The sequence below is a fragment of the Flavobacterium sp. genome (assembly GCF_017744675.1).
Classification (GTDB): domain Bacteria; phylum Bacteroidota; class Bacteroidia; order Flavobacteriales; family Flavobacteriaceae; genus Flavobacterium.
The window spans coordinates 1,197,492-1,223,528 of the sequence record NZ_JAGIAV010000001.1; the positions used below are offsets into that span (position 1 = coordinate 1,197,492).

At 33.6% G+C, this 26,037-nt stretch carries 28 protein-coding genes; 12 read left to right on the forward strand and 16 right to left on the reverse strand.

Annotation, left to right across the window (positions count from 1 at the left end; all coding sequences use genetic code 11):
* Positions 1 to 192: 192 nt before the first annotated feature.
* On the reverse strand, positions 193 to 2,214 hold the full coding sequence (locus J7574_RS05125; RefSeq protein ID WP_290965109.1) for a hypothetical protein: 2,022 nt from the start codon (positions 2,212 to 2,214) through the stop codon (positions 193 to 195).
* Positions 2,215 to 2,361: 147 nt separating this feature from the next.
* Positions 2,362 to 2,619, reverse strand: a complete 258-nt coding sequence (locus J7574_RS05130) for a hypothetical protein (protein WP_290965114.1) — start codon at positions 2,617 to 2,619, stop codon at positions 2,362 to 2,364.
* A gap of 263 nt (positions 2,620 to 2,882) precedes the next feature.
* Between J7574_RS05130 and J7574_RS05135 the strand changes: the two genes are divergently transcribed.
* Positions 2,883 to 3,638 carry an NUDIX hydrolase gene (locus tag J7574_RS05135; RefSeq protein ID WP_290965116.1) on the forward strand — a complete coding sequence of 252 codons (756 nt, stop codon included), beginning with the start codon at positions 2,883 to 2,885 and terminating at the stop codon, positions 3,636 to 3,638.
* 30 nt (positions 3,639 to 3,668) lie between these two features.
* A complete protein-coding gene (locus tag J7574_RS05140) occupies positions 3,669 to 3,989 on the forward strand; it encodes an MmcQ/YjbR family DNA-binding protein (RefSeq protein WP_290965118.1) in 321 nt (106 codons plus the stop codon).
* A gap of 4 nt (positions 3,990 to 3,993) precedes the next feature.
* Here J7574_RS05140 and J7574_RS05145 read toward each other — a convergent pair whose 3' ends face one another.
* From J7574_RS05145 to ahcY, 9 genes are all read right to left on the reverse strand, one after another.
* Entirely contained in the window at positions 3,994 to 4,602 is a 609-nt protein-coding gene (locus J7574_RS05145; protein ID WP_290965122.1) for an alpha-ketoglutarate-dependent dioxygenase AlkB, read from the reverse strand.
* Complete coding sequence (locus J7574_RS05150; RefSeq protein WP_276378724.1) at positions 4,589 to 4,834, reverse strand: Ada metal-binding domain-containing protein; 246 nt, start codon at positions 4,832 to 4,834, stop codon at positions 4,589 to 4,591. The genes J7574_RS05145 and J7574_RS05150 overlap by 14 nt, the downstream gene beginning before the upstream one ends.
* 207 nt (positions 4,835 to 5,041) lie before the next feature.
* Positions 5,042 to 5,755, reverse strand: coding sequence for a 2OG-Fe(II) oxygenase (locus tag J7574_RS05155; RefSeq protein ID WP_290965126.1), 714 nt, complete (start codon positions 5,753 to 5,755; stop codon positions 5,042 to 5,044).
* Positions 5,756 to 5,918: 163 nt separating this feature from the next.
* Entirely contained in the window at positions 5,919 to 6,761 is an 843-nt protein-coding gene (locus J7574_RS05160) for a methylated-DNA--[protein]-cysteine S-methyltransferase (RefSeq protein WP_290965131.1), read from the reverse strand.
* Positions 6,762 to 6,963: 202 nt separating this feature from the next.
* Positions 6,964 to 7,296 carry a multidrug efflux SMR transporter gene (locus J7574_RS05165; protein WP_290965135.1) on the reverse strand — a complete coding sequence of 111 codons (333 nt, stop codon included), beginning with the start codon at positions 7,294 to 7,296 and terminating at the stop codon, positions 6,964 to 6,966.
* A 40-nt stretch (positions 7,297 to 7,336) separates the two neighbouring features.
* Complete coding sequence (locus J7574_RS05170; RefSeq protein WP_290965145.1) at positions 7,337 to 8,416, reverse strand: WG repeat-containing protein; 1,080 nt, start codon at positions 8,414 to 8,416, stop codon at positions 7,337 to 7,339.
* 10 nt (positions 8,417 to 8,426) lie between these two features.
* Positions 8,427 to 8,711 carry a hypothetical protein gene (locus tag J7574_RS05175; RefSeq protein ID WP_290965150.1) on the reverse strand — a complete coding sequence of 95 codons (285 nt, stop codon included), beginning with the start codon at positions 8,709 to 8,711 and terminating at the stop codon, positions 8,427 to 8,429.
* A 299-nt stretch (positions 8,712 to 9,010) separates the two neighbouring features.
* The gene (locus J7574_RS05180) at positions 9,011 to 11,329 is read right to left on the reverse strand and encodes a patatin-like phospholipase family protein (RefSeq protein ID WP_290965152.1); all 2,319 of its coding nucleotides are present in this window, start codon (positions 11,327 to 11,329) and stop codon (positions 9,011 to 9,013) included.
* Positions 11,330 to 11,541: 212 nt separating this feature from the next.
* Positions 11,542 to 12,858 carry an adenosylhomocysteinase gene (gene ahcY, locus J7574_RS05185; protein ID WP_111426181.1) on the reverse strand — a complete coding sequence of 439 codons (1,317 nt, stop codon included), beginning with the start codon at positions 12,856 to 12,858 and terminating at the stop codon, positions 11,542 to 11,544.
* 310 nt (positions 12,859 to 13,168) lie between these two features.
* On the opposite strand from ahcY, the gene J7574_RS05190 reads away from it, so the two are divergent.
* Positions 13,169 to 13,819, forward strand: a complete 651-nt coding sequence (locus J7574_RS05190) for a 4'-phosphopantetheinyl transferase superfamily protein (RefSeq protein ID WP_290965160.1) — start codon at positions 13,169 to 13,171, stop codon at positions 13,817 to 13,819.
* A gap of 87 nt (positions 13,820 to 13,906) precedes the next feature.
* Here the strand turns inward: J7574_RS05190 and J7574_RS05195 are convergent, their stop codons facing one another.
* The 3 genes from J7574_RS05195 to J7574_RS05205 all read right to left on the reverse strand — a co-directional run bounded on the left by J7574_RS05195 (position 13,907) and on the right by J7574_RS05205 (position 15,268).
* Positions 13,907 to 14,305 carry a group III truncated hemoglobin gene (locus J7574_RS05195; protein ID WP_290965164.1) on the reverse strand — a complete coding sequence of 133 codons (399 nt, stop codon included), beginning with the start codon at positions 14,303 to 14,305 and terminating at the stop codon, positions 13,907 to 13,909.
* A complete protein-coding gene (locus J7574_RS05200; protein WP_290965171.1) occupies positions 14,302 to 14,589 on the reverse strand; it encodes a hypothetical protein in 288 nt (95 codons plus the stop codon). The genes J7574_RS05195 and J7574_RS05200 overlap by 4 nt, the downstream gene beginning before the upstream one ends.
* An 82-nt stretch (positions 14,590 to 14,671) precedes the next feature.
* Positions 14,672 to 15,268 carry a Crp/Fnr family transcriptional regulator gene (locus J7574_RS05205; protein WP_290965183.1) on the reverse strand — a complete coding sequence of 199 codons (597 nt, stop codon included), beginning with the start codon at positions 15,266 to 15,268 and terminating at the stop codon, positions 14,672 to 14,674.
* A gap of 94 nt (positions 15,269 to 15,362) precedes the next feature.
* Here J7574_RS05205 and J7574_RS05210 point away from each other — a divergent pair, with 94 nt between their 5' ends.
* The 5 genes from J7574_RS05210 to J7574_RS05230 all read left to right on the forward strand — a co-directional run bounded on the left by J7574_RS05210 (position 15,363) and on the right by J7574_RS05230 (position 21,732).
* A complete protein-coding gene (locus tag J7574_RS05210; RefSeq protein ID WP_290965187.1) occupies positions 15,363 to 16,091 on the forward strand; it encodes a geranylgeranylglyceryl/heptaprenylglyceryl phosphate synthase in 729 nt (242 codons plus the stop codon).
* Between the two features lie 21 nt (positions 16,092 to 16,112).
* Positions 16,113 to 16,736: a nicotinamide riboside transporter PnuC gene (gene pnuC, locus J7574_RS05215; protein WP_290965192.1), complete on the forward strand. Its 624-nt coding sequence runs from the start codon at positions 16,113 to 16,115 to the stop codon at positions 16,734 to 16,736.
* Complete coding sequence (locus tag J7574_RS05220; RefSeq protein ID WP_290965195.1) at positions 16,697 to 18,811, forward strand: DUF4301 family protein; 2,115 nt, start codon at positions 16,697 to 16,699, stop codon at positions 18,809 to 18,811. Before pnuC ends, J7574_RS05220 begins: the two co-directional genes overlap by 40 nt.
* Position 18,812: 1 nt before the next feature.
* The gene (gene arfB, locus J7574_RS05225) at positions 18,813 to 19,217 is read left to right on the forward strand and encodes an alternative ribosome rescue aminoacyl-tRNA hydrolase ArfB (RefSeq protein ID WP_290965200.1); all 405 of its coding nucleotides are present in this window, start codon (positions 18,813 to 18,815) and stop codon (positions 19,215 to 19,217) included.
* Positions 19,218 to 19,563: 346 nt separating this feature from the next.
* Entirely contained in the window at positions 19,564 to 21,732 is a 2,169-nt protein-coding gene (locus J7574_RS05230; RefSeq protein WP_290965208.1) for a TonB-dependent receptor, read from the forward strand.
* Between the two features lie 54 nt (positions 21,733 to 21,786).
* Here the strand turns inward: J7574_RS05230 and J7574_RS05235 are convergent, their stop codons facing one another.
* Positions 21,787 to 22,203 carry a hypothetical protein gene (locus J7574_RS05235; protein WP_290965218.1) on the reverse strand — a complete coding sequence of 139 codons (417 nt, stop codon included), beginning with the start codon at positions 22,201 to 22,203 and terminating at the stop codon, positions 21,787 to 21,789.
* Between the two features lie 158 nt (positions 22,204 to 22,361).
* Here J7574_RS05235 and greA point away from each other — a divergent pair, with 158 nt between their 5' ends.
* Positions 22,362 to 22,838 (forward strand): transcription elongation factor GreA, encoded by a 477-nt coding sequence (gene greA / locus J7574_RS05240; RefSeq protein WP_111288069.1) that lies wholly within the window; start codon positions 22,362 to 22,364, stop codon positions 22,836 to 22,838.
* A 64-nt stretch (positions 22,839 to 22,902) separates the two neighbouring features.
* Positions 22,903 to 23,292, forward strand: a complete 390-nt coding sequence (locus tag J7574_RS05245) for an HIT family protein (RefSeq protein ID WP_290965226.1) — start codon at positions 22,903 to 22,905, stop codon at positions 23,290 to 23,292.
* 50 nt (positions 23,293 to 23,342) lie between these two features.
* On the opposite strand, the gene J7574_RS05250 is transcribed toward J7574_RS05245, so the two are convergent.
* The gene (locus J7574_RS05250; protein WP_290965230.1) at positions 23,343 to 24,494 is read right to left on the reverse strand and encodes a PAS domain-containing sensor histidine kinase; all 1,152 of its coding nucleotides are present in this window, start codon (positions 24,492 to 24,494) and stop codon (positions 23,343 to 23,345) included.
* Between the two features lie 148 nt (positions 24,495 to 24,642).
* Here J7574_RS05250 and J7574_RS05255 point away from each other — a divergent pair, with 148 nt between their 5' ends.
* Complete coding sequence (locus tag J7574_RS05255) at positions 24,643 to 25,518, forward strand: flavin reductase family protein (protein WP_290965234.1); 876 nt, start codon at positions 24,643 to 24,645, stop codon at positions 25,516 to 25,518.
* Positions 25,519 to 25,551: 33 nt separating this feature from the next.
* The gene (locus J7574_RS05260; protein WP_290965237.1) at positions 25,552 to 25,923 is read left to right on the forward strand and encodes a DUF3127 domain-containing protein; all 372 of its coding nucleotides are present in this window, start codon (positions 25,552 to 25,554) and stop codon (positions 25,921 to 25,923) included.
* The last annotated feature ends 114 nt before the right edge of the window (positions 25,924 to 26,037 follow it).

Genomic DNA, 26,037 nt, shown 5'->3' on the forward strand with positions numbered 1-26,037 from the left:
ATAGATTTTAGTGCTTCTGTTTAAGATTGCAAAAAAAGCAAGCTTTAACACATAGTCTATGTGTATTGAAATTAGTGAAACGCCTTTTTTAAGTTTTCAAACTATGTTTCTATGTGTTAAAAAATTTACCCAACGGGTTAAAAATAAAAAACGGGGCAGTTTACAAGAGCCCCGTTTTTTTTATGTCAAATTTTATTTAAGACGTTTCTTGAAACTGTATTTCAGCATATTCAATAAACCCTCTTCGATAATATCTATTCCGACTCCGAAATTACTGTCGGCAATTTCATGATGCGCATTTCTAAAATCTTCAAAATCTTCGCTTGGAATTTCTAAATTGATTAATGGTTTAAAATCAACAACTATAGAAGCACTATTTTTAGTTACTTTTTTGCGGCTAGTAAAATCAAAATACGGATTTGTAATAGTACTTTCTTGAATTGTATATTTCTCCTGAGTATCTATCTTTAGATCTGTAGATAAGTTGATTTCGTATTTCTCGTTGTCAAAATTATGCCAGAATAAAAGGTCAGTGTGCATAAAATCACGTGCACCATTTTTCACCACATTGCGATCAAAATACATTAAAAAGCGGTTTTTTTCAGCATCAGTAAAGTACGGATTCTCAATTGAAGCATTGTATTGAATGGTAAACTCATTCAGCTTTTTGTCATCGCTCACAATTTCGATCGCTGCATCTTTAAAAATAGTTCTAATATCCGTTCCATTTCTATCATTCGAATAATTTAAAGTATAGAATAAGAAATTATTCCAGCTGTCGATTATTTCTCTTTTATTCGTGTTTTTAAAATATTTACGCATATAATTGGCGCGATTTCCTTTGTAGGTCGTCACCAATTTTAATGTTCCTTTATTATTTTGAGCGCTAAAATCTGCTTTTTCATTTATGCCGTAATACGGAAATTTATAAGGTTGCTTAATCTGTAATTCCTGATTTGGTTTTACTTCCAAATAATGCATAAAATAGATGTAACCGCGATTTTCAATCAATCCAAATTCATCTCTCGAAGTGGCATCAACAAAATACGTTTCGCCTTTGTAATTGATTTTTACAATAACGTGATTGAAAGTCAATAGCGACGGAAGGTAATATTTAATGTAATGATCTGAATTGAAGTTAACCAAAACGACAGAAGAATCAACATTGATATAATCTAAAACCACTTTCAGCAAAACCGATTTTGCTTTGCAGTCTCCCTGTTTATTTTCATAAGTCACTGATGGTTCTTGCGGTTTATGCCCATTCATTTCATCAGCATTATAAATATAATAGATGTGATTTTGCACATAATCGATCGCAAACTGTAATTTCTCGTCTTGATCTGCAATGGCGTCTAATTTTTCTACCAATTTTGGAGCAAACTCAGTTAAAGAAGCTTTGCTGTATATTTCTTCGTAAAGAGGAGAAATATAATTAGACAAATCAACCCAGTTACGATCTGTTGCAAAATCAATGAAAGGAGCAATTTCTCGGTTAGAATCAAAAGAGTTAATGTAGTCTTCTTGTTCAATTACAAATCTTTCTCCTTTTTTCAAGTGATTGATTTCTGGTTCCAGAACATTTCCTTCTTCATCTCTGTAAAATGTTTTTTTGTATGCAATTGGTTCTTTCCTGTCATTAATAAAAGAAAACTTGTACTTGCCGTAAGACCAATAAGTGCTTGGTGTTACATATACATATTTCAGGAATTCTTTTCGCATAAAATCACGATCTGTAAAAACCTTTGTGCGAGAATCCTCTGTAATTAAAACATCATATAGGCGCAAATCCTTAATTGTAATGTTTACTTTTTTACTGCTGCTTAAAACGCCGCCTTCACTTTGGTTTTCATTGTCTAGAACTTTAATTTTTGTGTCTTTAATTTTATCAATCAAAACGCCGTCTCTCAAGACACTGATTCTGTGTATCAAATAAGTTTCATTTTCTTCTACAATCACATCTTTTGCAGAAGCGCTTTCTAGATTCGCTGGTTCGTTAAGCGTATATGCAACACACGCATATTCGCTGTTTTCTGTATCGCTTGTATAGTAGATTTTATCTAGGAAGTAACAGAAATCACGTCCTTCTTCAACTTGTTTATTAGAAAAATCAGACTCCTTTATATAGTCAATAAGCTGATCGTCGGTAATTATTGGCGCCCAGTTTTCTGGTTTTTGAATTTTGTAGCTTTCTTGTTCGATGATATTTTCCATGATTCTTTCTATAGGGGTATATTCTTACTTTTAAAACAGCTAAAATAACTAATAATTAATCATTTTCTGTAGCATCAGTATAAAATTTATAATAAAAAACCCCACCGAAGTGAGGTAAGCATTATAAATTACAAAAATGTGTAGGTATTATTTTAAAACGGTATTTATAAAATCCATTGCGCCAATTCCCTTGTAAGAGGCATATAAAGCTTTTTCATAAGCTTCTTTCTTTGCTTTTTTGTCTTTTACATCGGTTTCAACAATCATTTCGTTGAAAATTCTTTCTTGTTCTTCACTATACTTTAGAGATTCTTCCAGAAGATAGGTTTTCGAAACAAATCCGAATGAAGACCATATTTTGGTTCTAATTTTCTTATTGATGTCTTTTAAAGGATTGGCAATCATAACTTCTGTGTTTAAATTTCTACGCTCACTTGAAGAAAAATGGAAACAGGTTGCATTATTTTTCTTTGTATCAGATTCGATATTTAACAATTAAAACTGTTAATGTGTTATTATGACGCAATGTAATTATTTTTTTTAAATTTGATTTTAAATTTTCGTTAAAATTGTAAATTCAACACTTCTATTTTAATTGAAAATCATTTTAGTTTTGTAAAAATGGAGTAAATTGCAGGGTTCTTAAAAGAAGCATTTATAAAGATTTGATGTTAAAAGACATTTTAGATAATAGCGAAAATTATCAGCCGGGACTTTCCATTGACTGTGTCATTTTTGGTTTTCACGACAATCAGTTAAAAGTTTTATTGATTAAGGTCGATCGAGCCGATAAATGGTCCTTGCCAGGCGGATTTATTCCGGTAGATCAGGATATTGACACGGCAGCGATTACCGTACTGAATAGCAGAACGGGAGTTGATGGGATTTTTTTAAGGCAGTTTGCAACCTTTGGGAAAGTAAATCGTAACGATCAGCATTTTGACAAAACAACGCTAGAATACCTTCAGATTGAAGAAGAGCAAGGAAAATGGCTAACCCGCCGCTTTGTTACTATTGGATATTATGCCTTGGTAGATTTTTCGAAAATTCTTCCAAATCCAGCAAGCGGTTATGAAGTGGTAGAATGGATCGATCATAAAGAAGTTCCCGAACTTATCTTAGATCATAAAGAAATTCTAGACAAAGCATTAGACACTTTAAGAACAGAATTGAATTTAATGCCAGTTGGTTACAGTTTGCTTCCAGAAAAATTTACAATTCCAGAACTGCAGAAATTATACGAAACGATTTTAGATAAAAAGCTCGATCGCCGAAATTTTTTACGCAAAATCACTAACATTGGAATTCTTACCAAACTAAACGAAAAGAAAAGCAACGTAGCACACAAAGCTCCAAACCTATATTCTTTTGACAAAGAAAAATACGATGAGGTGCTTAAAAACGGATTGAATCAAGGTTGGTAAAAAGTACTTTAATCTTAAAAAATGACAATTATGGTTTCAATTGAAGAATTTAGAAAATTAGCAATGTCATTTCCAGATGCGACTGAAGAGCCACATTTTGAGAAAACCTCTTTTAGAATCAAAAAGAAGATTTTTGCCACTTTTGACGAAAAAAATAATCGTGCAGTTTTAAAATTAAACGAAATAGATCAGTCGGTTTTTTGTGCGTCAAGCGAAAAGATTTTCTATGAAATTCCAAACAAATGGGGAAAACAAGGCTGGACCATTGTTGAACTTTCGAGAGTAAGACCCGAAATGTTTGAAGATGCTTTAATACGTTCGTACGAAAACGTAGCTACAAAAAAGAAATAGCATTTTATCTCACAATAGTTCTAAAAGTCAAATTTACTCTCGGTTTTTGAGTCGTTTTAGTTGGAGGTAAACGATGCAACCAAAACGTTTGTGTTTCATCTTTCATAACCAATAAACTACCATGTTCTAGAATTATAGAGACAGTTTCTTTAGATTCTTTATGCTTAAAAGCAAATTTGCGTTCCGCACCAAAACTTACCGATCCAATTGCTCCATTTTTCCTTAAATCTTTTTCGGCATCACTATGCCATGCCATTCCTTCTTCACCAGTATGGTATAAATTCAACAGACAGGAATTGAAAGTTTCACCTGTTTTTTCTTCAATGATTTTCTTTAATTCTAAAAGTTCGGGAGTCCAAGGCAGTGCTTTTTTAGTTGTATTAGAATACGTATATTCAAATTCCTGATCGCCATACCAAGCTACTTTTCGTTTGGTTAAAATTAATTTTCCGAAGATAACAGCCTCATCATTTTTCCAATCTATAGTGTTTAATAAAACATCACGATAGAAATCGGCTTCTTGTCTAGAGAATAATTTTCCATAATAATTTACCGTTCCGTCTTTCGGAAGCAGATTAGTTGTTTCGTCTATTTGAGGATTAAATAAGTCCATTTTTCCATTTTTGATATTCCAATTTCATACAATGTCCACAAGGTCTGAAGCCATTTTTTCTTGCTTCATTTTCAGATAAAAAGAAAACGCGATTCTCACGTTTCATTCTTTTTCCAGAAGAACATTTCAAAGTTCCGTAGATTTTTAACTTTTGGTTGCCACCGAAACAAATTTCGCCTTTTTTAATTTTACGAAACAATTCAGAATCGGTTATTTTTTGATGATTAATCATAAAAGTATACGTTTTGTGATGTAGAGACGCACTGCAGTGCATCTAACGTTTTGTTTTTTCGCCACGAATTCACGAATTATTATTTTAAAATCTTTGCGATTATTTATTCGAATTAATTCGAATAATATAAGATTGAGTATGTAAAAGAATAATTCGTGAATTGCTTCGCCTGTTCGCTATCGCTCGAGTCGTGGCGAAAAAAAATATTTACGAAATAGCATCATGGAAAATAATTCCCAACGTATGTCGTTCGCCAGAATGAATCTCGCTCACGCCATGCTTCATATTCACGCGATAATAGCCTTTTGAGCCTTTTACAGGTCTGAAATTGGTTGTAAAAACTAGAATATCTCCCTTTTTAGGTTTTAGAACAATAGCTTTCGATTGTGCTCTGGGCGTTTGTTGTGTCAAAACGAATTCTCCTCCAGTAAAATCCTCATCAGGTTCATTTAGAAAAAGCACAATTTGAATAGGGAAATAAACGTCTCCATACAAATCCTGATGTAAAGTATTGAATCCGCTTTTTCCATATTTTAAAATTAAAACTGTCGCTTTCAATTGATTATTGTCGTGACATTGTTTTAATAATTCGGAATGATTTATTGGAAAAACAGTATTAATATTGAGAGCTTTCATCCACGCATTGGCAATTGGAGCCAATTTAGGATAAATTGAAGATCGAATATTCTGAATTAAATCAGGCAACGGATAATTGAAATATTTGTATTCGCCCAAACCAAAACGATGGCGCTCCATGATAACCGTCTTTCGATATAAATTCGGATTATCATAATCGAATTTTAAATCTTCGCATTGCTCATTATTTAGGATATTTGGAATAATAGCAAAGCCATTTTGGTGCATAGATTCGGTGATGCTTTCCCAATTTTGAGAAGCAATTTTTGATTGTATATTTTGCATAAGATTTAGATTTTTTTTTCGCCACGAATTCACGAATTTTCTTTTTAAACACTTTATCAAAATATTATTCGAATAATTCGAATATATAATCGCATAGATTAAAAAAAAATAATTCGTGAATTGCTTCGCCTGTTCACTATCGCTCGAGTCGTGGCAGAAAAACTTAAAGATTGATTTGTGCGCCTTCCCAGCCGATAATGGCTGTTTTTCGGGTTTTTCCCCACATATAACCGCCAAATGTTCCCGAAGATTGAATAACACGATGACACGGAATTAAAAACGCAACAGGATTGCTGCCAATCGCTGTTCCAACTGCTCGAGATGCATTTGGTTTCTGGATTTGATTTGCAATAGAACCGTAAGTAGACAATTGTCCCATTGGGATTTTCAGCAAGGCTTCCCAAACTTTCAGCTGGAAATCAGTTCCTTTTAAATGCAGTTTTATTTCAGATAATTTGCTCCAATCATTTTGGAAAATGAATAACGCATTTTGCTGTGATAAATCTAGTTTTCTAGAAAATTGCGCATTCGGGAATTTATCTTTTAGGGCAATAAATCCAGTGATTTCATCTTCGGCAAAAGCCATAAAACATACGCCTTTTGAAGTAGATGCCACAACAATATTCCCAAACGGACTTTCCGCAAAACTGTAATTGATTTCAAGATTTTTTCCGCCGTTTTTATATTCGGCAGGCGTCATTCCTTCGATATTTACAAATAAATCATGAAGACGGCTTGTTCCTGAAAGACCAGTTTCAAAAGCAGTTTCAGAAATAGTGGCCTGATTTTCTTTGAGTAATTTTTTGGCATGTTCGATGCTGGTGTATTGCAGAAACTTCTTCGGACTCGTTCCTGCCCATTCACTAAAAAGCCTCTGAAAGTGAAACGGACTTAAATGTACTTTTTCTGCCACTTCATCCAGATTGGGCTGATCTTTAAAATTAGCTTTGATATAATCTATAGCTTCAGCGATACGATTATAATTGATGGTTTCTTGTATGTTCATTTTCTTTCCATTTTTATAATACAAATATCGATTGGTTTTTAAAGGTATAAAATCTGAAACTTGCTTTGTTTTTTTCTGCCGCAAAGGCACAAAGGCGCAAAGTTTTATTTTATGGTCATCCTGAGCGAAGTTGAAAATTTCAAATATTAGTAAAATTAAAAAATTAAAGCTTTGTGTCTTAGTGACTTTGTGGCATTATTTCTTAATGCGCCGTAGTCTTAGAAAAAACATTAATCACAATAACGCCAATAATAATTAATGCCAAACCGATAATAGCGGGCAAATCTGGAATTTCTTTAAAGAAAATAGCGCCAACAATTGTAATTAAAACAATGCCGACTCCAGACCAAATGGCGTAGGCAAAGCCAACAGGAATGGTTCTAATGGCAAAACTCAAACAATAAAACGCACCGCAATAGCCAATAACGGTAATAATGCTTGGCAATAATTTGGTAAATTCTTCAGACTTTTTTAGCGCTGAAGTAGCAATGATTTCGAAGATTATGGCAAGACCTAAAAACAGAAAATTTTTCATAGTTCACTTTTTGCAAAGGTAAACTTTAAACCAAAAAGAATTATTTAAGATTGTTTACTCGAGAAGAAACACTGATCAATTTATAGCCGTTTTCGGTTCTTAAAAACTCAAAATGATCTTGTCCGCGATCTGTTTTGTTTTTCGGGTTGATTACAATATCCATTGTTGGATAAATCCAATCTTTCGATTCGTTGCAATTGTTGAAATAAATGTCGTATTCCTCCGATTCAAAAATAAATTGATTTAATCCGTCAGAAGAAATAAAGTAATCTGTCTTTGGATTTTTCAGTTCCTGAAGTTTTAGTTTTAAATAAGTATAATTTTGATTGATGAATTTCGTTTTTGGTGCATCGCTCCAGCCATCCGGTTCTTTCCAATAAATGATTTTATCAAAAGAGTGTTTTTCTAAATTGGTTTTGGATAAATCTTTAAGCAAGCTATTTTGCAGCCAATGTTTAAATTCTTTATCAAAATTTAGGAATGAATAATACTCTCCGTCAACTCCAAGGAAACTGTCTCTTGTTGGATCTTGGCTAGGTGTTTTTGATTTTTCTAAAGAATAAAAATTCAAATCGTCATTTTGGGTGAAATTTTCAATCAGAATTTTATTGTTGATGTCGATTAAAAATTCTTTTCCGCCTTTCCAGAAAAAGTGCTCTCCATCTTGTTGTTTTTCTGCGTCTTTTAAAACTGTAATCATTCCATTTCTTACTTTGGTTAAAGCGTTGTATTGTGCTGGAATTGCAATTTTTCCCCTGCTGTCAAAGATTCCCATTTTATCTGTTTTACGATCTGTAAATCTGATGAAACCTTCGTTTTCGCAGTCTGGGCCATTATCAAAAACATATAAGCTGTCTCGCCCTACAATTTTTCCTTGTTTGGTTAAATAATAGCTTTTCCAATTGCCTTTTTCTTCTTCGGTGACAGCGATTATATTTTCGAATTTGCGCGCAATGGTATAACCTGTAAACTTAGGTTCAATTTTAATTGTTCCATTTTTATCTTTAAATCCGATTAGAGTGGTGTCTTTATTGGGAAATGAAGTCCAAAGATCATTGCTTTGAGCAAATGTCAAACAGTTAAAAAGGAAGAATATATAAATAGTGAAAATCTTTTTCATGAAAATGCATTTATCGGAGATGAATTTCTGTTTCGTTATTTTTTGCTTCTTCAAAACAGTCAGAGCATAACATTTTAAAATCGGCTAGAGACTGAAAAGTTTCTGTCCATTCTTCGCCATTATCCAAAAGATATTGTTCACATGAGCCGCACCAAGCAATTTGAGGAAGATCTTCTTCGGCTTCTGAATAAAAGAAACCAACCTGATTTTTTGAATCTATTGCCGTTGCGATATGGATACAGGCGAAAGACATTTCTTTTGAACCGTGTATGTCACAGGAAATTTTTTCGATCATTTTTTGAATTTTAAAAGGCTTTAAGTTCAAATTTAAAGCTATAAACCAAAAAAACTGTAAATGTCTTGTTAAATTAAATTGTTTTTGCTCTACGTGAGCGTGAGGGATAGGAAGAAGCTACCGAAGTAGCCTGGATAGCCCGACAGCATCTCGATAAGAGGGCGAATAAACGCAAAGTATTTTTGCCCTCTTATCGAGATGGTGGCACGCCCAAATGATTTTTTTTGTTTCAAGTTTCAGGTTTAATTTGTTTAACAACTATGAGTTAAACTTGAAACCTGAAACCTGAAACTATATATTTAAGGATTAAGTGATAATCCGACGCTAAAAAAGAGCCTTACTTTGTCGATGTTGTTTATCCATGAAGCATCAAAATGAATTGGTCCTAAAATAGATTCATAAGAAACTGCAGCTCCGCCTGATATTACTAGGCTTGATTCGATGTTTTCATCCCAATTTCCTTTTGGATTAAATGCATGATCGATATAATTATTAAAAGTGCCGAAGCCAACAGTTGCAATATTAAAATGGGGCGTTATATAAATTTTTCCGATAAGATTTACTTGAGATCCAAGTTTTAGTCCCATGTATTGTGTAACATTCAGTTCGTCTTCGTGCAGGCCGGCAAATGAAAAGCGATTACTGCCGGAGCTTGGAATTATTCCGCCCAAGAAATACTTTGAGGCATAACCAAATTCTGAAAATGAAATTTGATCTTCTTTAAGTTTATCCTGGAAAATAAAATAAGAATCGAACCCAACGATTCCTGTGATTTTCTTTTTTATAGTTAATCTTTTTTCAAAAGTAAAACCAAATTTAGTGTAATTATTTGTTGAGCCAGAAATATGTGTTAAAGCTGGATCGGAGAAAGTAGCGTTCATATCGGCAAGGAATGATCGTGCTAGATTTGATTTTATAATTGTTCCGTTTGTTGCAAAATATACTTTATCCATATTATTATAAGAATAATGCATATTGAACTCGATGTTGTTGAAATTGTAATCGTTTATGGAAATAGAGTTAGGATTGTATTCTCGATCATACTTTGGTTTTATATTAGTGAAATGATAGTTTAGACCAAAACCGAAATAGCTTCTGAGAGAGTTTAAATTTCTGTTGATTTCATTGTTGAATTCAAAAGCATTATAAAGCATGTTGTCTGATGCGTTTCCGTTGATATAAAGTTCTTGCCTTAAAAAGGCGCCATAAGCTTCAGTCATCCACCACCATTCTCTATGTCCGCCAAAATTCTTCTGATAATTGATTCTGGCTTTGGGCTGTTCTGCAATATCGGCAGTAATGAGAAGGCGAGAAGCATCTGCCAGCACGTTTCTTCCGGTGTAATTAAAAATAATTCCAACTCCTCTATAGGTATCGTAATGGACTGAGGTATTCAGCTGATTTTTTGCTCGTTCAAGTCCAAATAAAGTAATTCCGAGTTTGTCTCCGTCTTTTATGAAATAACTGTATGTGATTTCTTCAAAAAGATTGGTGCCCATTGCTCTGTTAACTCCCGCTATTAAGTCTTTTGTAGTGTATTTTACATGAGTTTTAAGGTTTGCTCTTCCAATTACTAAAGGAAGGTTTTCTGGACTTATTTTTTTGTAGACGATAGTGTCAAGAACAAATTCTTTAAGCATATCGGGCAATTTATGGCTTCGCTGCGGAAATCTTTTTAGTTTTTCGGACAGCGCAATTAAAGCAGGAAGATTTTGGTTTGTTGCTATTTTTCCGTCTTTGTAGATTTCGTCGCTATCGGCAAAATCGGCTGTTGAGAAACGCAAGTTGGGTAAATGATCTACTAATATGGTGCATAAATCACGATTTGCGGGGTTCTTAATATTACTCGGAAACATGCTGGTTTGCATTAATACGGTCATAATATTATTTAGTTTATCTACAGGCTCCATTCCGCCACCCACGTCACTGCCTATAATAATGTCGGCGCCCATTTGTTTGGCAACATCAGTTGGGAAATTATTTAGCACTCCGCCATCTACCAATACTGATTTTTCGTAAGGCATTGGTTTAAAAATAGCGGGCAAAGACATACTGGCTCTCATGGCATAAGCCAAACTTCCTTTGCTTAAAATAACCTCTTTTCCTTCAGCCAGATCGGTGGCCATTGCTCTAAAAGGTATCGACAGACTGTCAAAGTCTTTCACATTGTAAACAGGGAAGGTTAATTCAGATAGATATTCTCTCAGATTTTGATCATTTAAAAGAGAACCAATGCTATTAAGTTTTCCATCTTTAATTCCTATTCCGACAAGATATCTTTGAAATTCTCTTTTTTCTTCGGCACTTACGGCACGAAGCGATTGGCCTCCGCCAAGGAGTTTGTTCCAATTTATATTTTTGGTCATTTTTTCAATACTATCTCCAGAATAGCCCATGGCATACAAACCGCCAATGATACTCCCCATACTATTTCCAACGATAAGATCTGGTACAATATGTAAAGAATCAAGTTTCTGCAAAAGCGGAATATGTGCAATTCCTTTTGCTCCACCGCCGCTTAAGACTAATACGACTTTAGGTTTTTTTTCCTGAGAAAAAATAATTTGCGGGAGACTTAGTAAAAATAAGAAGACGATTAAATAAGTTGATTTTTTCAAGTTTCTACTGTTTAAGTATTTGATAAATAGATTCTTATTTTAATACTTAAAAGTAAATAGATATTTGTAAACGTGCAATTTTTTGTCAGAAATGTTTTTTAGAAAAGACTTGAAAAAAACAAAACCCGACAGGTTTTAAAAACTTGTCGGGTTTGATATATGATTTGAAGAAATCTAAAGTCTAAAATCAGAAATCTTAAATCTAAAATAGATTAGTATCTGTAGTATTCTGGTTTAAAAGGTCCTTGAACTTCAACACCAATATAAGCTGCTTGATCTTCACGTAAAGTTTCCAATTCAACGCCTAATTTAGCTAAGTGTAAAGCAGCAACTTTTTCATCTAAATGTTTTGGTAACATGTAAACTTCGTTTTTGTAAGCTGCACTGTTTTTCCATAATTCGATTTGAGCTAAAGTTTGGTTTGTAAATGAGTTACTCATTACAAAACTTGGATGACCTGTAGCACAACCTAAGTTTACTAAACGACCTTCAGCTAAGATGATGATGTCTTTTCCTGCGATAGTATATTTATCAACCTGAGGTTTGATTTCGATTTTAGAAGCACCGTGGTTTTTGTTTAACCAAGCCATGTCGATTTCGTTATCAAAGTGTCCGATGTTACAAACAACAGTTTTGTCTTTCATTTTCTCAAAATGACTTCCAACAACGATATCTTTATTTCCTGTAGTTGTAATGATGATATCAGCATTAGCAATTACAGTATCTAATTTTTTAACTTCGTAACCGTCCATTGCAGCTTGTAAAGCACAAATTGGGTCGATTTCTGTAACTGTTACAATAGAACCAGCACCTCTAAAAGAAGCTGCAGTTCCTTTTCCTACGTCTCCGTATCCGCAAACAATCACTCTTTTTCCAGCTAACATTAAGTCAGTTGCACGACGAATAGCGTCTACTGCAGATTCTTTACATCCGTATTTGTTATCAAATTTAGATTTAGTAACAGAATCGTTAATATTGATTGCAGGCATTGGAAGAGTTCCCGCTTTTACTCTTTCGTAAAGTCTGTGAACACCAGTTGTAGTTTCTTCAGAAAGACCTTTAATTCCAGGAACCAATTCTGGGTAACGATCAATAACCATGTTAGTTAAATCTCCACCGTCATCAAGGATCATGTTCAATGGTTTTCTATCTTCACCAAAGAATAAAGTTTGCTCAATACACCAGTCAAATTCTTCTTCGTTTAAGCCTTTCCAAGCATAAACAGAGATTCCAGCAGCAGCAATTGCAGCAGCAGCCTGATCTTGAGTAGAGAAAATGTTACAAGAAGACCAAGTAACTTCTGCACCAAGAGCAATTAAAGTTTCGATCAAAACAGCAGTTTGAATCGTCATGTGTAAACATCCAGCAATACGAGCACCTTTTAATGGTTGTTCGTCTTTATATTCAGCGCGAAGTGCCATTAAACCTGGCATTTCAGCTTCAGCTAATTCAATTTCTTTTCTTCCCCAAGCCGCTAGAGAGATGTCTTTTACTTTATAAGCCACATAAGGCGTAGTTGTAGTACTCATTTATAGTATATTTGTATATTGTAAAATTTTTGCAAATTTACGTAATAGGTTTTTAATTTTACTAATTTCTGTAAGATTTGTGAAATCTTTAATTTCTTAATCTATAGAAAGTTAGTTTAGAAATTGTTTTTAGACCATATAAGTGATATAAGTTCATTTAAAATGGTTTATTAACTATTCGCTTTTATAAAGAATTACTTAAATTTACTTAGCTTGTTTTTTAGCCAAGAGTTATATTATCTTATATGGTTTAAAATTCAAACGAAAATAATTTACAATTCACCATTCATAAATTTACAATTAAAAAGAAATGCCTTTATTTCAGACCATACAATTTGACGAAAACACTAAAATTTTAATTTGGGAAATCACAGAATCCCTAGAAGAATTGTTGAGTAAAGTTGTATTGAAAGAAAAAACTCAAATGAGATTGGATGGAATGAAGTCTCAAATGCATCAGCGGGCTTTTCTAAGTGTTCGCATGCTGATTCAGGAAATGGGATTTACTGATAAAGATCTGCATTATGACGAATTTGGAAAACCATATTTTAATTGTCATAATCATATTTCAATTACGCATTCGTACCATTTTGCAGCGATTATTATAAGCCATGAAAAAGTGGGAATTGATATGGAATTGCAGCGTGAAAAAATCCAAAGGATCGCAGATAAATTTACAGATTATGAATGTGATTATTTAGATCCATCATCTACAGAAGCATACATTAAAAAACTTACCGTAATCTGGGGAGCCAAAGAAGCGATCTTTAAAATCAGAAATGAAAAAGGCATTAGTTTTAAAGATCACATCAACGTAGATGATTTTTCTTTAAACGAAAGCCAAACGATATCAAGCCTTCATTTTGACAATCTTAGAAAAGATTTTGATGTGCATTATCAGGAAGTTAAATCAGATAATTTTGAAGGAACGTTTACTTTGGTTTATGCTTTTGAGAAATAAACACAAAGCGTAGTCATTACGAGGAACGAAGCAATTTCACTAGAATTGATTTAGTAAGTGTGATTGCTTCGTTCTTCGTAATGATATTTAAACTTCACTTTCCTTATTTCTATGCTGAAACATACTCATATATAAAAAAGTGCTCATTTTTCTTGCACGTCTTTTTAATGTGTCGGCATTTTCACCTTCAAAATGTTCGTCTATGGTTTGAAACCAATGATTGAGCCAAATTCCGAATTCATTCGCTGTGATTTTTTCGTCAAAATGAGCATCAACTTCATTGTGTACAGCATGAGGATTTCCTTTGTACTTGCGAACGCCGAATAGGTTCGTTTCCCAAAAATCAGCCAGTTTTTCGAGATGAGCATCCCAATCAGAAATCATTTCATTAAAATAAAAGCCGATTTCTTCGTCGGCTCTTATTTTAGCATAAAACTGATGAACCAAAAAGGAAACATCAGCTCTATTTTCTATTTGTTTTTTCATAGAATCAAACTGTTTAACAGTATAAAGAACAAACTTAAAGATGCACTTAGCATAATTAGGTTGAAAACTACTTTATGTTTCATTTGTGCCAATATAGAAGTGTTTGCAAAAACACAAGCTAATACAATAATTCCTAGCTGAATCATTTGCGGAATTGAAGTTCCGTTGGCCAAAACATACATAGCTGCAGCGCCTCCTAAACAGCTTTGTCCAATTACTGCCATTGCAGCAGAACCCATATAATTTCTATTGAAAATGTCGAATGTTGTTTGATATAGTGTCATGATATTCAGTTTTTTATATCAACAAAATTACAACTACAATAGTGCTGCGTTTTATGACTTTAATCATAAAACAGGAATTTTTTTATCTGTATACTTTTCGGTTTATAATCTTCAATTCGCCTTTTTTCTCCAAAGCTTTTATAGCTCTGATAACCGTTTCAACTCGTAAACCAGTCAAATCTCCAATTTGCTGTCTGGTAAAATTAATTAGATATCCATTTTTATCTTTCTGAAAATTAAAATAAGCAATTCCGTGATCGATCAGTTTCAATACGCGATGCTCGGGCTCATGGGTAGATATTTCTGCCGCCATAACCGATTTATAATACAATCGCTGTGCTAGATTTTCTATTACTTTAAGGCTAACTTTTGGATTTTCCTCTAAAAGCTTCAGGAAGCTATCTTTTGGTAAAATAAAAATTTCCGCATTTTCGACAGCAATTGCATTGGCAGGGTATTTTTGGTTTAAGAATAGTGGAGGTTCACCAAAAGATTGGCCGTTATAAAATATGCCTTGAATAAATTCGCGGCCGTCATCATTATAATTGCTCATTTTTACTTCGCCAGAAATAATCTGATAATAGTGAAGTGGCAAATTTCCCTCTTCGAAAATAATATCATTTCTATCATATGTTTTTTTTATAACACCGTACTTTTCTAGTAATTCAACTGTAATCATAATGTATTATTTACGTTATCAAAAGGAGTTGAACAAATATAATTCATTCAAAATAGTTCTTCTGCATTAAAAAACTTTTACTTTTACATCCTCTATGCAAGAACAAATACACACAATTAGGCAACAGATTTTGGAGGCTAAAAGTAACGGTCAGAAACTGATGGCAGTACTTTTGGATCCAGATAAAATTGTACTGGAAAATTTAAATCATTTAATTGAGAAAATTAATCAGTCGCCTGCAACTCATATTTTTGTGGGAGGAAGTGTTGTTCAGAATAATATTTTAGAGGAATTAATAGCAGCATTAAAACAAAAAACGGATCTGCCCGTTATTTTGTTTCCTGGACATCCTTCTCAGATTTCACGAAAAGCCGATGGTATTTTGTTTCTGTCTCTATTGTCTGGTCGAAATCCAGATTATTTGATTGAGTATCAGGTTCAGGCTGCTCCAATTTTAAAAAAAACAAATCTGGAAGTCATTTCTACAGGTTACATTTTGATTGAAAGCGGTAATGAAACAGCTGTTGCTCGTGTAAGTAAAACAAAACCATTAAGCAGAGAAAATCTTGATTTGGTTTTGGCTACAGCGCAAGCTGGCGAAATGTTAGGAAATCAATTGATTTATTTAGAAGCGGGAAGCGGTGCAAAACAGCCTGTTCCGACAGAAATGATCGAGCTGGTTTCTCAAAATATTGAAATTCCTGTTATTGTTGGTGGAGGAATTGTAGATTTGCAGGGAATTCAGAAAGCATATAAAGCTGGTGCAGATTTGGTTGTTATTGGAACTGCTTTTGAAAACAACAGTCATTTTTTTGAGCTATAAATGCCAAATACCACATTCTCGATGATAGATTTTTTTCTAGACAGTTATAAAAATGCTCCGCTATGGCATATTGCTTTAGAGTTTCTGGCATTTGTATGCGGAATTTTAAGTGTATGGTTTGCTAAAAAAGAAAATATATGGGTTTATCCTACAGGTTTAATTGCAACCGTAATTTCAACATATCTTTTATACATTGCGGGCTATATGGGAGATATGATTATCAATGCATATTTTTCTATAATGAGTATTTACGGTTGGTATGTTTGGGCAAAAGGAGCAACGGCTGATGATAATCTGCCGATTACCCGTACCAATTTTAATGAAAAAATAATCGGAATCTTACTGTTTATTGTGACTGTTTTTGTAGTTTTCGGGATTTATAAATATTTCGATTATGAAATTCATAAAGACAATTATGTTGATATGATTTCGTCAGGGATATTTTTTGCTGGTATGTGGTATATGGCCAGAAAGAAAATAGAAAACTGGACACTTTGGATTATTGGTGACATTATTGTTGTGCCTCTTTACGCTTATCGTGGCTTAGGGATGCTTTCACTACAATATATAATTTTTACAATTTTAGCTATTTCAGCTTATTTAGAATGGAGAAAGATCTTAGACAGCAAAAAACAAACATTATAAAAATTGCTTTGTTTGGTCCAGAAAGTACGGGCAAAACAACTTTGGCAAAACAGCTTGCAGATTACTACGAAACCGAATGGGTTCCTGAGTTTGCACGTGATTATTTGCAGGAAAAATGGGAAGAAAATAAGCATATTTGTGTAGCAGATGATATGATGCCTATTGCTTATGGGCAGACTGCATTGGAAAACGAAAAATTGGCAAGTGCAAATAAATATTTGTTTTGCGATACCAACTTGATGGTAACCAAAGTGTTTTCTGAAATGTATTATGGTTTTTGTGATCCGCTTTTGAATGAAGCAGCCTTAAAACATGAATACGATTTGTTCTTCTTGACTGATATTGATGTTCCTTGGGAAAAAGACGATATCCGTGATACTCCCGAAGGAAGAGAAACTGTTTTCTCTGTTTTTAAACAAACTTTAATAGATACCAAAAAGCCTTATATCATTTTATCTGGTAATAAAGAAACCAGATTAGCAAAAGCAACCGCTATTATTGATAATTTGACTATTGCTAAAGAGCATGGTTTCTCGCCAAACGATTTTGTACAGATCTACAATAGAGGAATTTCTTTTGATGCTATTTTAAAACAGTTGGAATTTCTTGAAAACGGAATAGCAAAGAGCAATTTGGTTAATCCTGCCACAATTGGTAATGGAATTTTAAGTTTGTCAGAAAAAGATTTTGAAGAAAAAGCTCTTTTTTTTGATAATGAAAAAGAAAAACTAAAGATTAAAAAGTTTGTTCCCGCTTCTGGTGCGGCTACAAGAATGTTTAAGTTTTTGACCGCTTTCTTGAATGATTTTGATATTCAGAAAGAAACCATCAATGCTTATATAAACAGAAAAAAAGATAAGGAGCTTGCCATTTTTATTATCGGAATGGACAAGTTTCCATTCTTCAAGGAGCTGGATCAGAAATTAAGACAGATTTACCCTGATTTTGAAGCTCTTGAGAGAGATTATAAGAATTACTATTTTATAAAATTACTATTGTCTCCTGACCATTTTGATTTTGCCAATAAGCCTAAAGCGGTATTGCCGTTTCATTGGTATGGCACACATATCGCAAACCCAATCGAAGAACATTTAAATGAATGTGTACATTATGCTACTTCAAATAAGGTTTCGAATTTGCATTTTACAGTTTCAGAAATACATCAAAATTTATTCTACAAAGGAGTTGATGAGGTTATAGGAAAGATTGAAGAACCATCTGGTGTGAAAATCAATATTGGATACTCTTATCAAAATAAAAGTACCGACTCTATCACCATAGACGAAAATAATAAATTGGTAAAAGATAAAAATGATAATTTAATTTTTAGACCAGGTGGACATGGAGCTTTAATTGAAAATTTGAATGATCTCGATGCCGACGTAATCTTTATTAAAAACATAGACAATGTAATTCAGAATCATATCGATAAGATCACATTGTATAAGAAATCATTGGCAGGTGTTTTGATTGAGGTGCAACAAAAAGTCTTTTCTTATTTAAAAGCAATTGACAGAAATGAAATCAAAGAAAATCATTTAGAAGATATTGTTTTATTTTTAAAAGAAGAATTAAATGTAGAGATGGGCAATGATTTCAATAAATTTACTTTCGAAAATAAGATAAGTAAGATTAGGGAGCTTTTAGACAGGCCTATTCGCGTTTGCGGAATGGTTAAAAATGAGGGAGAACCTGGAGGTGGTCCGTTTTGGGTAATGAATGATAAAGGAGTGGCTTCTCTGCAAATTGTTGAAACTTCTCAGGTAGATTTGGCTAATAAAAAGCAACAAACTATTTTGGCTGAATCAACACATTTTAATCCAGTAGATCTGGTTTGCGGTATTAAAAATTATAAAGACGAAAAGTTTGATTTATTACAATTTGTAGATCAGAAAGCAGGCTTTATCGTAGAGAAAAGTGTTGATGGAAAAACCGTGAGAAGTTACGAATTACCAGGCTTATGGAATGGTTCGATGGCGAATTGGCTTACTATTTTTGTTGCGGTTCCATTGATTACTTTTAATCCAGTAAAAACGGTAAACGATCTACTAAAAGCGGCGCATCAGCCACAATAATATGGATGCAGAAAAAATCGTATCAGAATTAAATTTTAAGGCCGTTCGCAGCAGTGGTTCTGGTGGGCAAAACGTGAATAAGGTTTCATCAAAAGTTGTTTTGAGTTTTGATTTGAATGCTTCTCAAGCTTTGTCTGATGACGAAAAATTGCTTTTGCAAGAAAATATAGCCGCAAGATTAACTTCTGAAAATATCCTAATTTTAAACTGTGACGAAGACAGGAGCCAGCTTAAAAACAAAGAAATTGTAATAAAACGATTTCTAGATATCATCAAAAAAGGATTGTATGTCCCGAAGGTTAGAAAGGCTACAAAAATCCCGAAAGCAGTAATTAAGAAGAGAATTAAAGATAAAAAGAATGTTTCTGATTTGAAACAATCTCGAAGGAAGCCTAACTTGGAGTAAATACCCAATTTTTAAAAATTGCTTCGCCAGTTCGCTAGCGCTCGGGTCCAAATTCCAATAGCAATACTGAAAGATTGTTTTTGGAATTTTTTGTTTTTAGATTTTAAAGACAGGGTATTTTCTTGGAATTTGGAATTTGATTTTTGGAATTTTTAACATTACCTTTGTAATGTCTCAAAGGGGTGCTCTAAATAACGAGCTGAGATCATACCCAAAGAACCTGAGCGAGTAATGTTGCTAAGGGAAAAAACGACAGGATCAAGCGTGCACACTTTATTTTGTCGTGAAACACATTTATTAATTTAACAAAAGAATAATTCCCCCTTTTATTCGTAATTCTTTACGAATGAAAACTATTTTTGAAGGTACTTCTAAAGGTACAAAGACGCAAAGGCGCAAAGGTTCAAAGCTGACCCAAAAGTCGTCTATTTTATTTCTTTCTTCTTTCTTCTTTACTTTATTTTCTTTAGCACAACAGCAACAGAAAGATTCTATAAAAGTAAATTCTCTCGATGAGGTTTTGGTTTCGGCAGTTCGTGTTACTTCAAAGACTCCGGTGAGTTTTAGTAATATGGATAAAAAAGAAATTAAGTATAGAAATTTAGGTCAGGACATTCCTGTTCTGATGAATTATATGCCTTCGGTTGTAACGACTTCAGATGCTGGAAATGGTGTTGGTTATACCGGAATTCGAGTGCGTGGAAGCGATGCTACACGTGTAAATGTAACAATCAACGGAATTCCGTACAACGATGCAGAAAGTCAGGGAACGTTTTGGGTAAATATGCCCGATTTTGCCTCTTCTGTAGAAAGTCTTCAATTGCAGCGTGGAGTAGGAACTTCTACCAACGGAGCTGGTGCTTTTGGAGCTAGTTTGAATTTACTGACAGACAGTTATGCTAATAAAGCCACTGGCGAAATCTCGAGTTCTGCGGGATCTTTCAATACTATAAAAAACACAGTAAAATTCAGCACTGGATTATTAAATGATCATTTTGAAATTGCGGGACGTTTATCTGCCATAAAATCGCATGGCTATATTGATCGCGCAAGTTCAGATTTAAAATCATATTTCTTGCAGGGAACCTATGTTGGCAAAACAACTTTGATCAAAGCTTTGGTTTTTGGTGGAACCGAAAAGACATATCAATCTTGGAACGGAGTTGATGCTGAAACATTAAATGAAAACAGAACATTCAATTCTGCGGGAATGTATACTGACGAAGCAGGAAACGTTCGTTTTTATGATAACGAAACCGATAATTACAATCAGGATCACTACCAGTTGCATTGGAGCGAATCGATTTCTGATAAATGGAGTACTAACTTTGCTTTGCATTATACAAAAGGAAAAGGATATTACGAAAATTACAAAGAAGATGCCGACATGGCCGACTATGGACTAAATCCTGTTGGAACTGTTACAACAACAGATCTAGTACGTCAGAAATGGTTGGATAATGATTTCTATGGTACGACTTTCTCGGCTAAATATGTAACAGACAAATTAGACGTTATTTTAGGAGGTGGCTGGAATAAATACGAAGGAGATCATTTCGGAAAAGTAATTTGGGCAAGATATGCTTCTCAATCCGAATTAGGAGATCATTATTACGATGATTATTCAGCAAAAACAGATGGCAATATTTTCGCGAAAGCAAATTATCAAATTACAGAAAAATTAAGTTTCTATGGAGATTTACAATATCGAAATGTAACGTATAAAGCTAATAGTGCAGAAACTGGTTTGGTAGATGATAATTTCAATTTCTTTAATCCGAAAGCTGGTTTAAATTATGCTTTTACTCAAAACAGCACTTTATATTTTTCTTATGCAAGAGCGAATCGTGAGCCAAACAGAACCGATTACGAAGGAGGAAATGTAAAACCAGAAAAATTAAATGATTATGAACTAGGCTGGAGATTTAATACAGAGAAATTTCAATTGAATTCGAATGTATATTATATGGCTTACAAAGATCAATTAATTTTAACCGGAAGATTAGACGATGTTGGAAACCCAATTCGTGCCAATACAGAGAAAAGCTACCGTTTAGGTTTTGAATTTGATGCCACAATCGCGCTTTCAGAGAAATTTACGTTAAGACCAAATTTTACTTTAAGCAGCAATAAAAATGTTGATTTGGCAGTTGATGGTGAATATTACGGAACAACTAAAATTGCTTATTCGCCAGAGGTTATTGCAGGAAACGTTATTGTTTATAAGCCAATTTCAGGATTGTATCTTTCATTATTGCAGAAATATGTTGGCGAACAATACATGAACAATATTGAACTTCCGGCAGCAAAATTGGCAGATTACTTTGTAAATGATTTTAACGCTTCTTACGAAATAAAACCAAGATCGATTTTCAAATCGATTACCATTACGGCTTTGGTTAACAATATCTTCGACAAAAAATATGTTTCAAACGGATACATGTACGATGTTTACCCTTATTATTACCCGCAAGCTGGAACCAATTTCTTAATTGGTTTGAATTTGAAATTCTAATTAAGTTAAGAGAAACAAAAAAGCCTGAAATTTCACTTTCAGGCTTTTTTGTCTTTAATTGTATACATGAATAACAGTTCCAGAAGATTCTACTCGATATTGTTTCATCGGATATTCTTTTCCTCCAAGTCCTGTAAATAAATTATATTGAGTTTTATCGCAAGAACAGACAGCATAAATTCCGTCTATTGTCATAGCTGTACAAGAAGTTAAGGCTTGATTTGGACACGCAGCATCAAAAGCGGTATAAGTTCCTTCACCTGTTTTCATAACAATAATTCCTTTTGCACCATAATTGGCTACATAAACAGGATTACTCGGATACAGCAATTTGTTGTATGTAGGCAAATTCGTGTCCAAGTAGGCGTTTACAGAATAATTGGGAATATACGGATTGTTATTGCTCTTGTTATTGTTGCTGCAAGAAAATAAAATAGCCGTAAATGCGATAAAGAACCAGATTTTTTTCATTATTTGAATAAAGAATTAGTTAAAACAAAAATAAATTATTTAGATTTGAAATCTATATGATTAACATATAATTATGTACTATTAAAAATTATAGTATATTTGTGGTAAGAAAATCCCGTCGCGATGGGATTTTTTGTATTTATATAAACGATGAAGTTATGAGTAAAGTATCTTATTATACAGCTGAAGGATTAAAAAAATTAAAAGATGAATTGGAGCACCTGAAAAGTGTAATGCGTCCAAAGGCATCTCAAGATATTGCAGATGCAAGAGATAAAGGCGATTTGTCTGAAAATGCAGAATATGATGCAGCAAAAGAAGCGCAAGGTCTGTTAGAAATGAGAATTTCTAAACTTGAAGAAGTATATGCAAATGCAAGATTAATTGACGAATCTCAATTAGATGTTTCTAAAGTTTTGGTTTTATCGAATGTAAAAATCAAAAACCAAAGCAACGGAATGGAGATGAAATATACGCTTGTAGCTGAAAGCGAAGCCGATTTAAAAACAGGAAAAATATCTGTAACTTCTCCTATTGGAAAAGGTTTACTAGGAAAATCTGTTGGAGAAGTAGCTGAAATTACAGTTCCAAACGGAGTTTTAAAATTTGAAATCCTTGAAATTTCAAGAGACTAATTCTAGTTTAACCGTTTAATCGTTAAATCGGTTAAACGAATAAACGATTAAACAAATAAACAAAATGGCATCAATATTCACCAAAATAGTAAACGGAGAAATTCCTGCATACAAAATCGCTGAAGACGAAAACTATTTAGCTTTTTTGGATGTAAATCCAAATGCAAAAGGACACACGCTTTGTATTCCGAAACAAGAAATCGATAAGATTTTTGATATGGATGAAGAGTTGTATTTAGGGCTAATGAAATTCTCTAAAAGAATTGCTGCAACTTTAGAAAAAACAGTTCCATGCAAAAGAATCGGAATGGCTGTTGTTGGACTTGAAGTGCCTCACGCACACGTACATTTGATTCCTTTAAACGAAATGGACGAAATGCGTTTCATTAATAAAGTTTCGCTTTCTAAAGAAGAATTCGAAGCTCTTGCACAAGAGATTCAAGCAAATTTATAAGGGTTTCGATTTCGCTCAACCTGACAATGCAAAGTGCAGTAAAATATTTTTTACTGCACTTTTTTATTTAACACAATCTGAAAAGTAGTTCCTTTTCCGATTTCAGAATGTAACACTTTAATTTTTCCGTTGTGGTATTCTTCTACAATTCTTTTAGTTAAAGAAAGGCCAAGTCCCCAACCACGTTTTTTGGTAGTGTATCCTGTTTCGAAAATAGTTTTGAATTGTTTTTTAGGAATTCCAGTTCCCGAATCTTTAATATTGATTTTTACCTGATGCGCATCTTGCTCAATCTGAAGATCCAGAGTTCCTTTTCCTTTCATGGCATCAATCGCATTCTTAACCAAATTTTCAATAGTCCAGCTATGTAAGGTTGGGTTTATCATTCCTAAAATGGGTTCGTTTGGCGCTTGAAACGAAAAGGCAACTTGTTTAGAAAAACGAGATTGTAAATACTCATAAGCTGTTTTGGTTTCTTCAACAATATCATGAAGTTCTAAAACAGGAATTGAACCAATTTTAGAAAAACGATCCGTAATAGTCTGCAGACGTTCTATATCCTTTTCGATTTCTGTACTAATCGACGAATCTATATTTTCGGTTTTTAAAATTTCAACCCAACCAATTAAAGAAGAAAGCGGAGTGCCAATTTGATGTGCCGTTTCTTTTGCCATTCCTGCCCAAAGTTTGTTTTGGGTCGCCATTTTGGTGCTTTTGTAAAAATTATAAATCAAAGCTATGCAAAGAAAAATAATCAGAAGTAGGGCAATCGGGTAATATTTAAGTTTGTTTAGCAGAGCAGAATTGCCATAATATAAAGTCTGATATTTTCCTGGAGCATATTCAAAAGTGATGGGCTCATTTTCGTTTTTTAGTTTATTTAAAAAAGCCGTTCTCTTTTTCTTATCATTAAGAATTTCATCAGGGACATTTACAGAACTCACTACATTATCATAAAGCATTATGATTCCCGGAATGGAAGTATTGTTGCTAAAAATCTGGAGAGGCAGTTCTACATCGGTATTTTCATTTGCATTCACCAATGTAATTTGCGCATTTACAAAAAGGTTCATTTTTAAGCGTTCCTCATTTTTAAAAATTTGGAAGAAAGAATAAGTATTCCAAAGAATTAGAGAAATGATTATAAAACAAACAGAAATAATAATCCAGCGGGTTGTATTTGTTCTTTCAGAAAAAGACATATCAGTTTTTTTGAGGTATAAATATAACGAAATATACACATTTTATATTTTGCTAATGCCGAAAGATTTTTCGTTTTTATCTTCAAAACTATTTCTTCTAATTAAACCATTTCAATACTTTTGTAGCAGTAAAAATGAGTTTTAAAGTATGATCAGCATTAACCCAAAAGAGATTCCAACGGCCAAATTGCAAGGCTATCTGCAGAGTTCGATAGGTCCGAGGCCTATAGCTTTTGCCAGTACAATAAGCGAAAGCGGGATTCCGAATTTGTCTCCGTTTAGTTTCTTTAATGTGTTTAGTGCCAATCCGCCAATTTTGGTTTTTTCGCCATCAAGACGCGTGCGAGATAATACGATTAAACATACTTTAATTAATGCAGAAGCAACTAAAGAAGTTGTAATTAATGTTGTAAATTATGATATCGTACAGCAAACTTCTTTAGCAAGTACAGAATATGGAGATGGAGTAAACGAATTTATCAAAGCGGGATTGACACAAATTCCTTCAGATTTGGTAAAACCATATCGCGTAAAAGAGTCCCCAGTTCAGTTTGAATGCAAGATTACGCAGATTATTCCGTTAGGAACAGAAGGCGGAGCGGGGAATTTGATCTTGTGTGAAGTAGTAAAAATTCATATTGCTGAATCTATTTTGGATGAGAACGGAGCAATAGATCAGCACAAAATTGATTTGGTTTCGAGGCTTGGAAATAACTGGTATTCAAGATCCAACCAAGGACTTTTTGAAGTAGCAAAACCCTTGACAACACTGGGAGTAGGAGTAGATGCGATACCAGCTTTTGTAAAAGAAAGCAGTGTTTTTGACGGAAATGATTTAGGCAAATTAGGCAACATAGAATCCTTGCCTACAACAGAAGAAGTTACTATATTTGTGAAAGAAAATTTCGCAGTCAAAGGAGTTCTAAGCTCAGACGACCAGAAAAAAGTACACCTAGAAGCCAAAAAATATCTGGATAATGGTGATGTAGAATCGGCTTGGAAAGTGCTTTTAGCTAAGAAATAAAAGAAATAGAAACAATAATTAATATAGACGAAGATGGAAGTTACAGGAAAAGTAAAAGTGGTTAACCCAGAGCAGCAAGTTAGTGCCTCATTCAAAAAAAGAGAATTAGTTGTTACTACTGAGGAGCAGTATCCACAACATATTTTAATCGAATTTACACAAGATAAATGCGATTTGTTGAGTAGCTATAAACAAGGAGATGCAGTAAAAGTTTCTATCAATTTAAGAGGAAGAGAGTGGGTTAACCCACAAGGAGAAACTAGATATTTCAATAGTATTCAAGGTTGGAGAATCGAAAGATTAGCTCCAGAAGGAACTGCACAAGGTGCGCCAATGCCAGCAGCAGAAACTTTCGCGCCAGCAACAAGTATAAACGAAGACGAACCAGACGATTTACCGTTCTAAGAGTTTAGAAATTCCAATATTGAAATTCCAAATTCCAATTCATTCGACTGAATTTGGAGTTTGGAATTTTATTTTTTGATTTAGTTTTTTATCATTTTGATTGAAAGAAGAAAT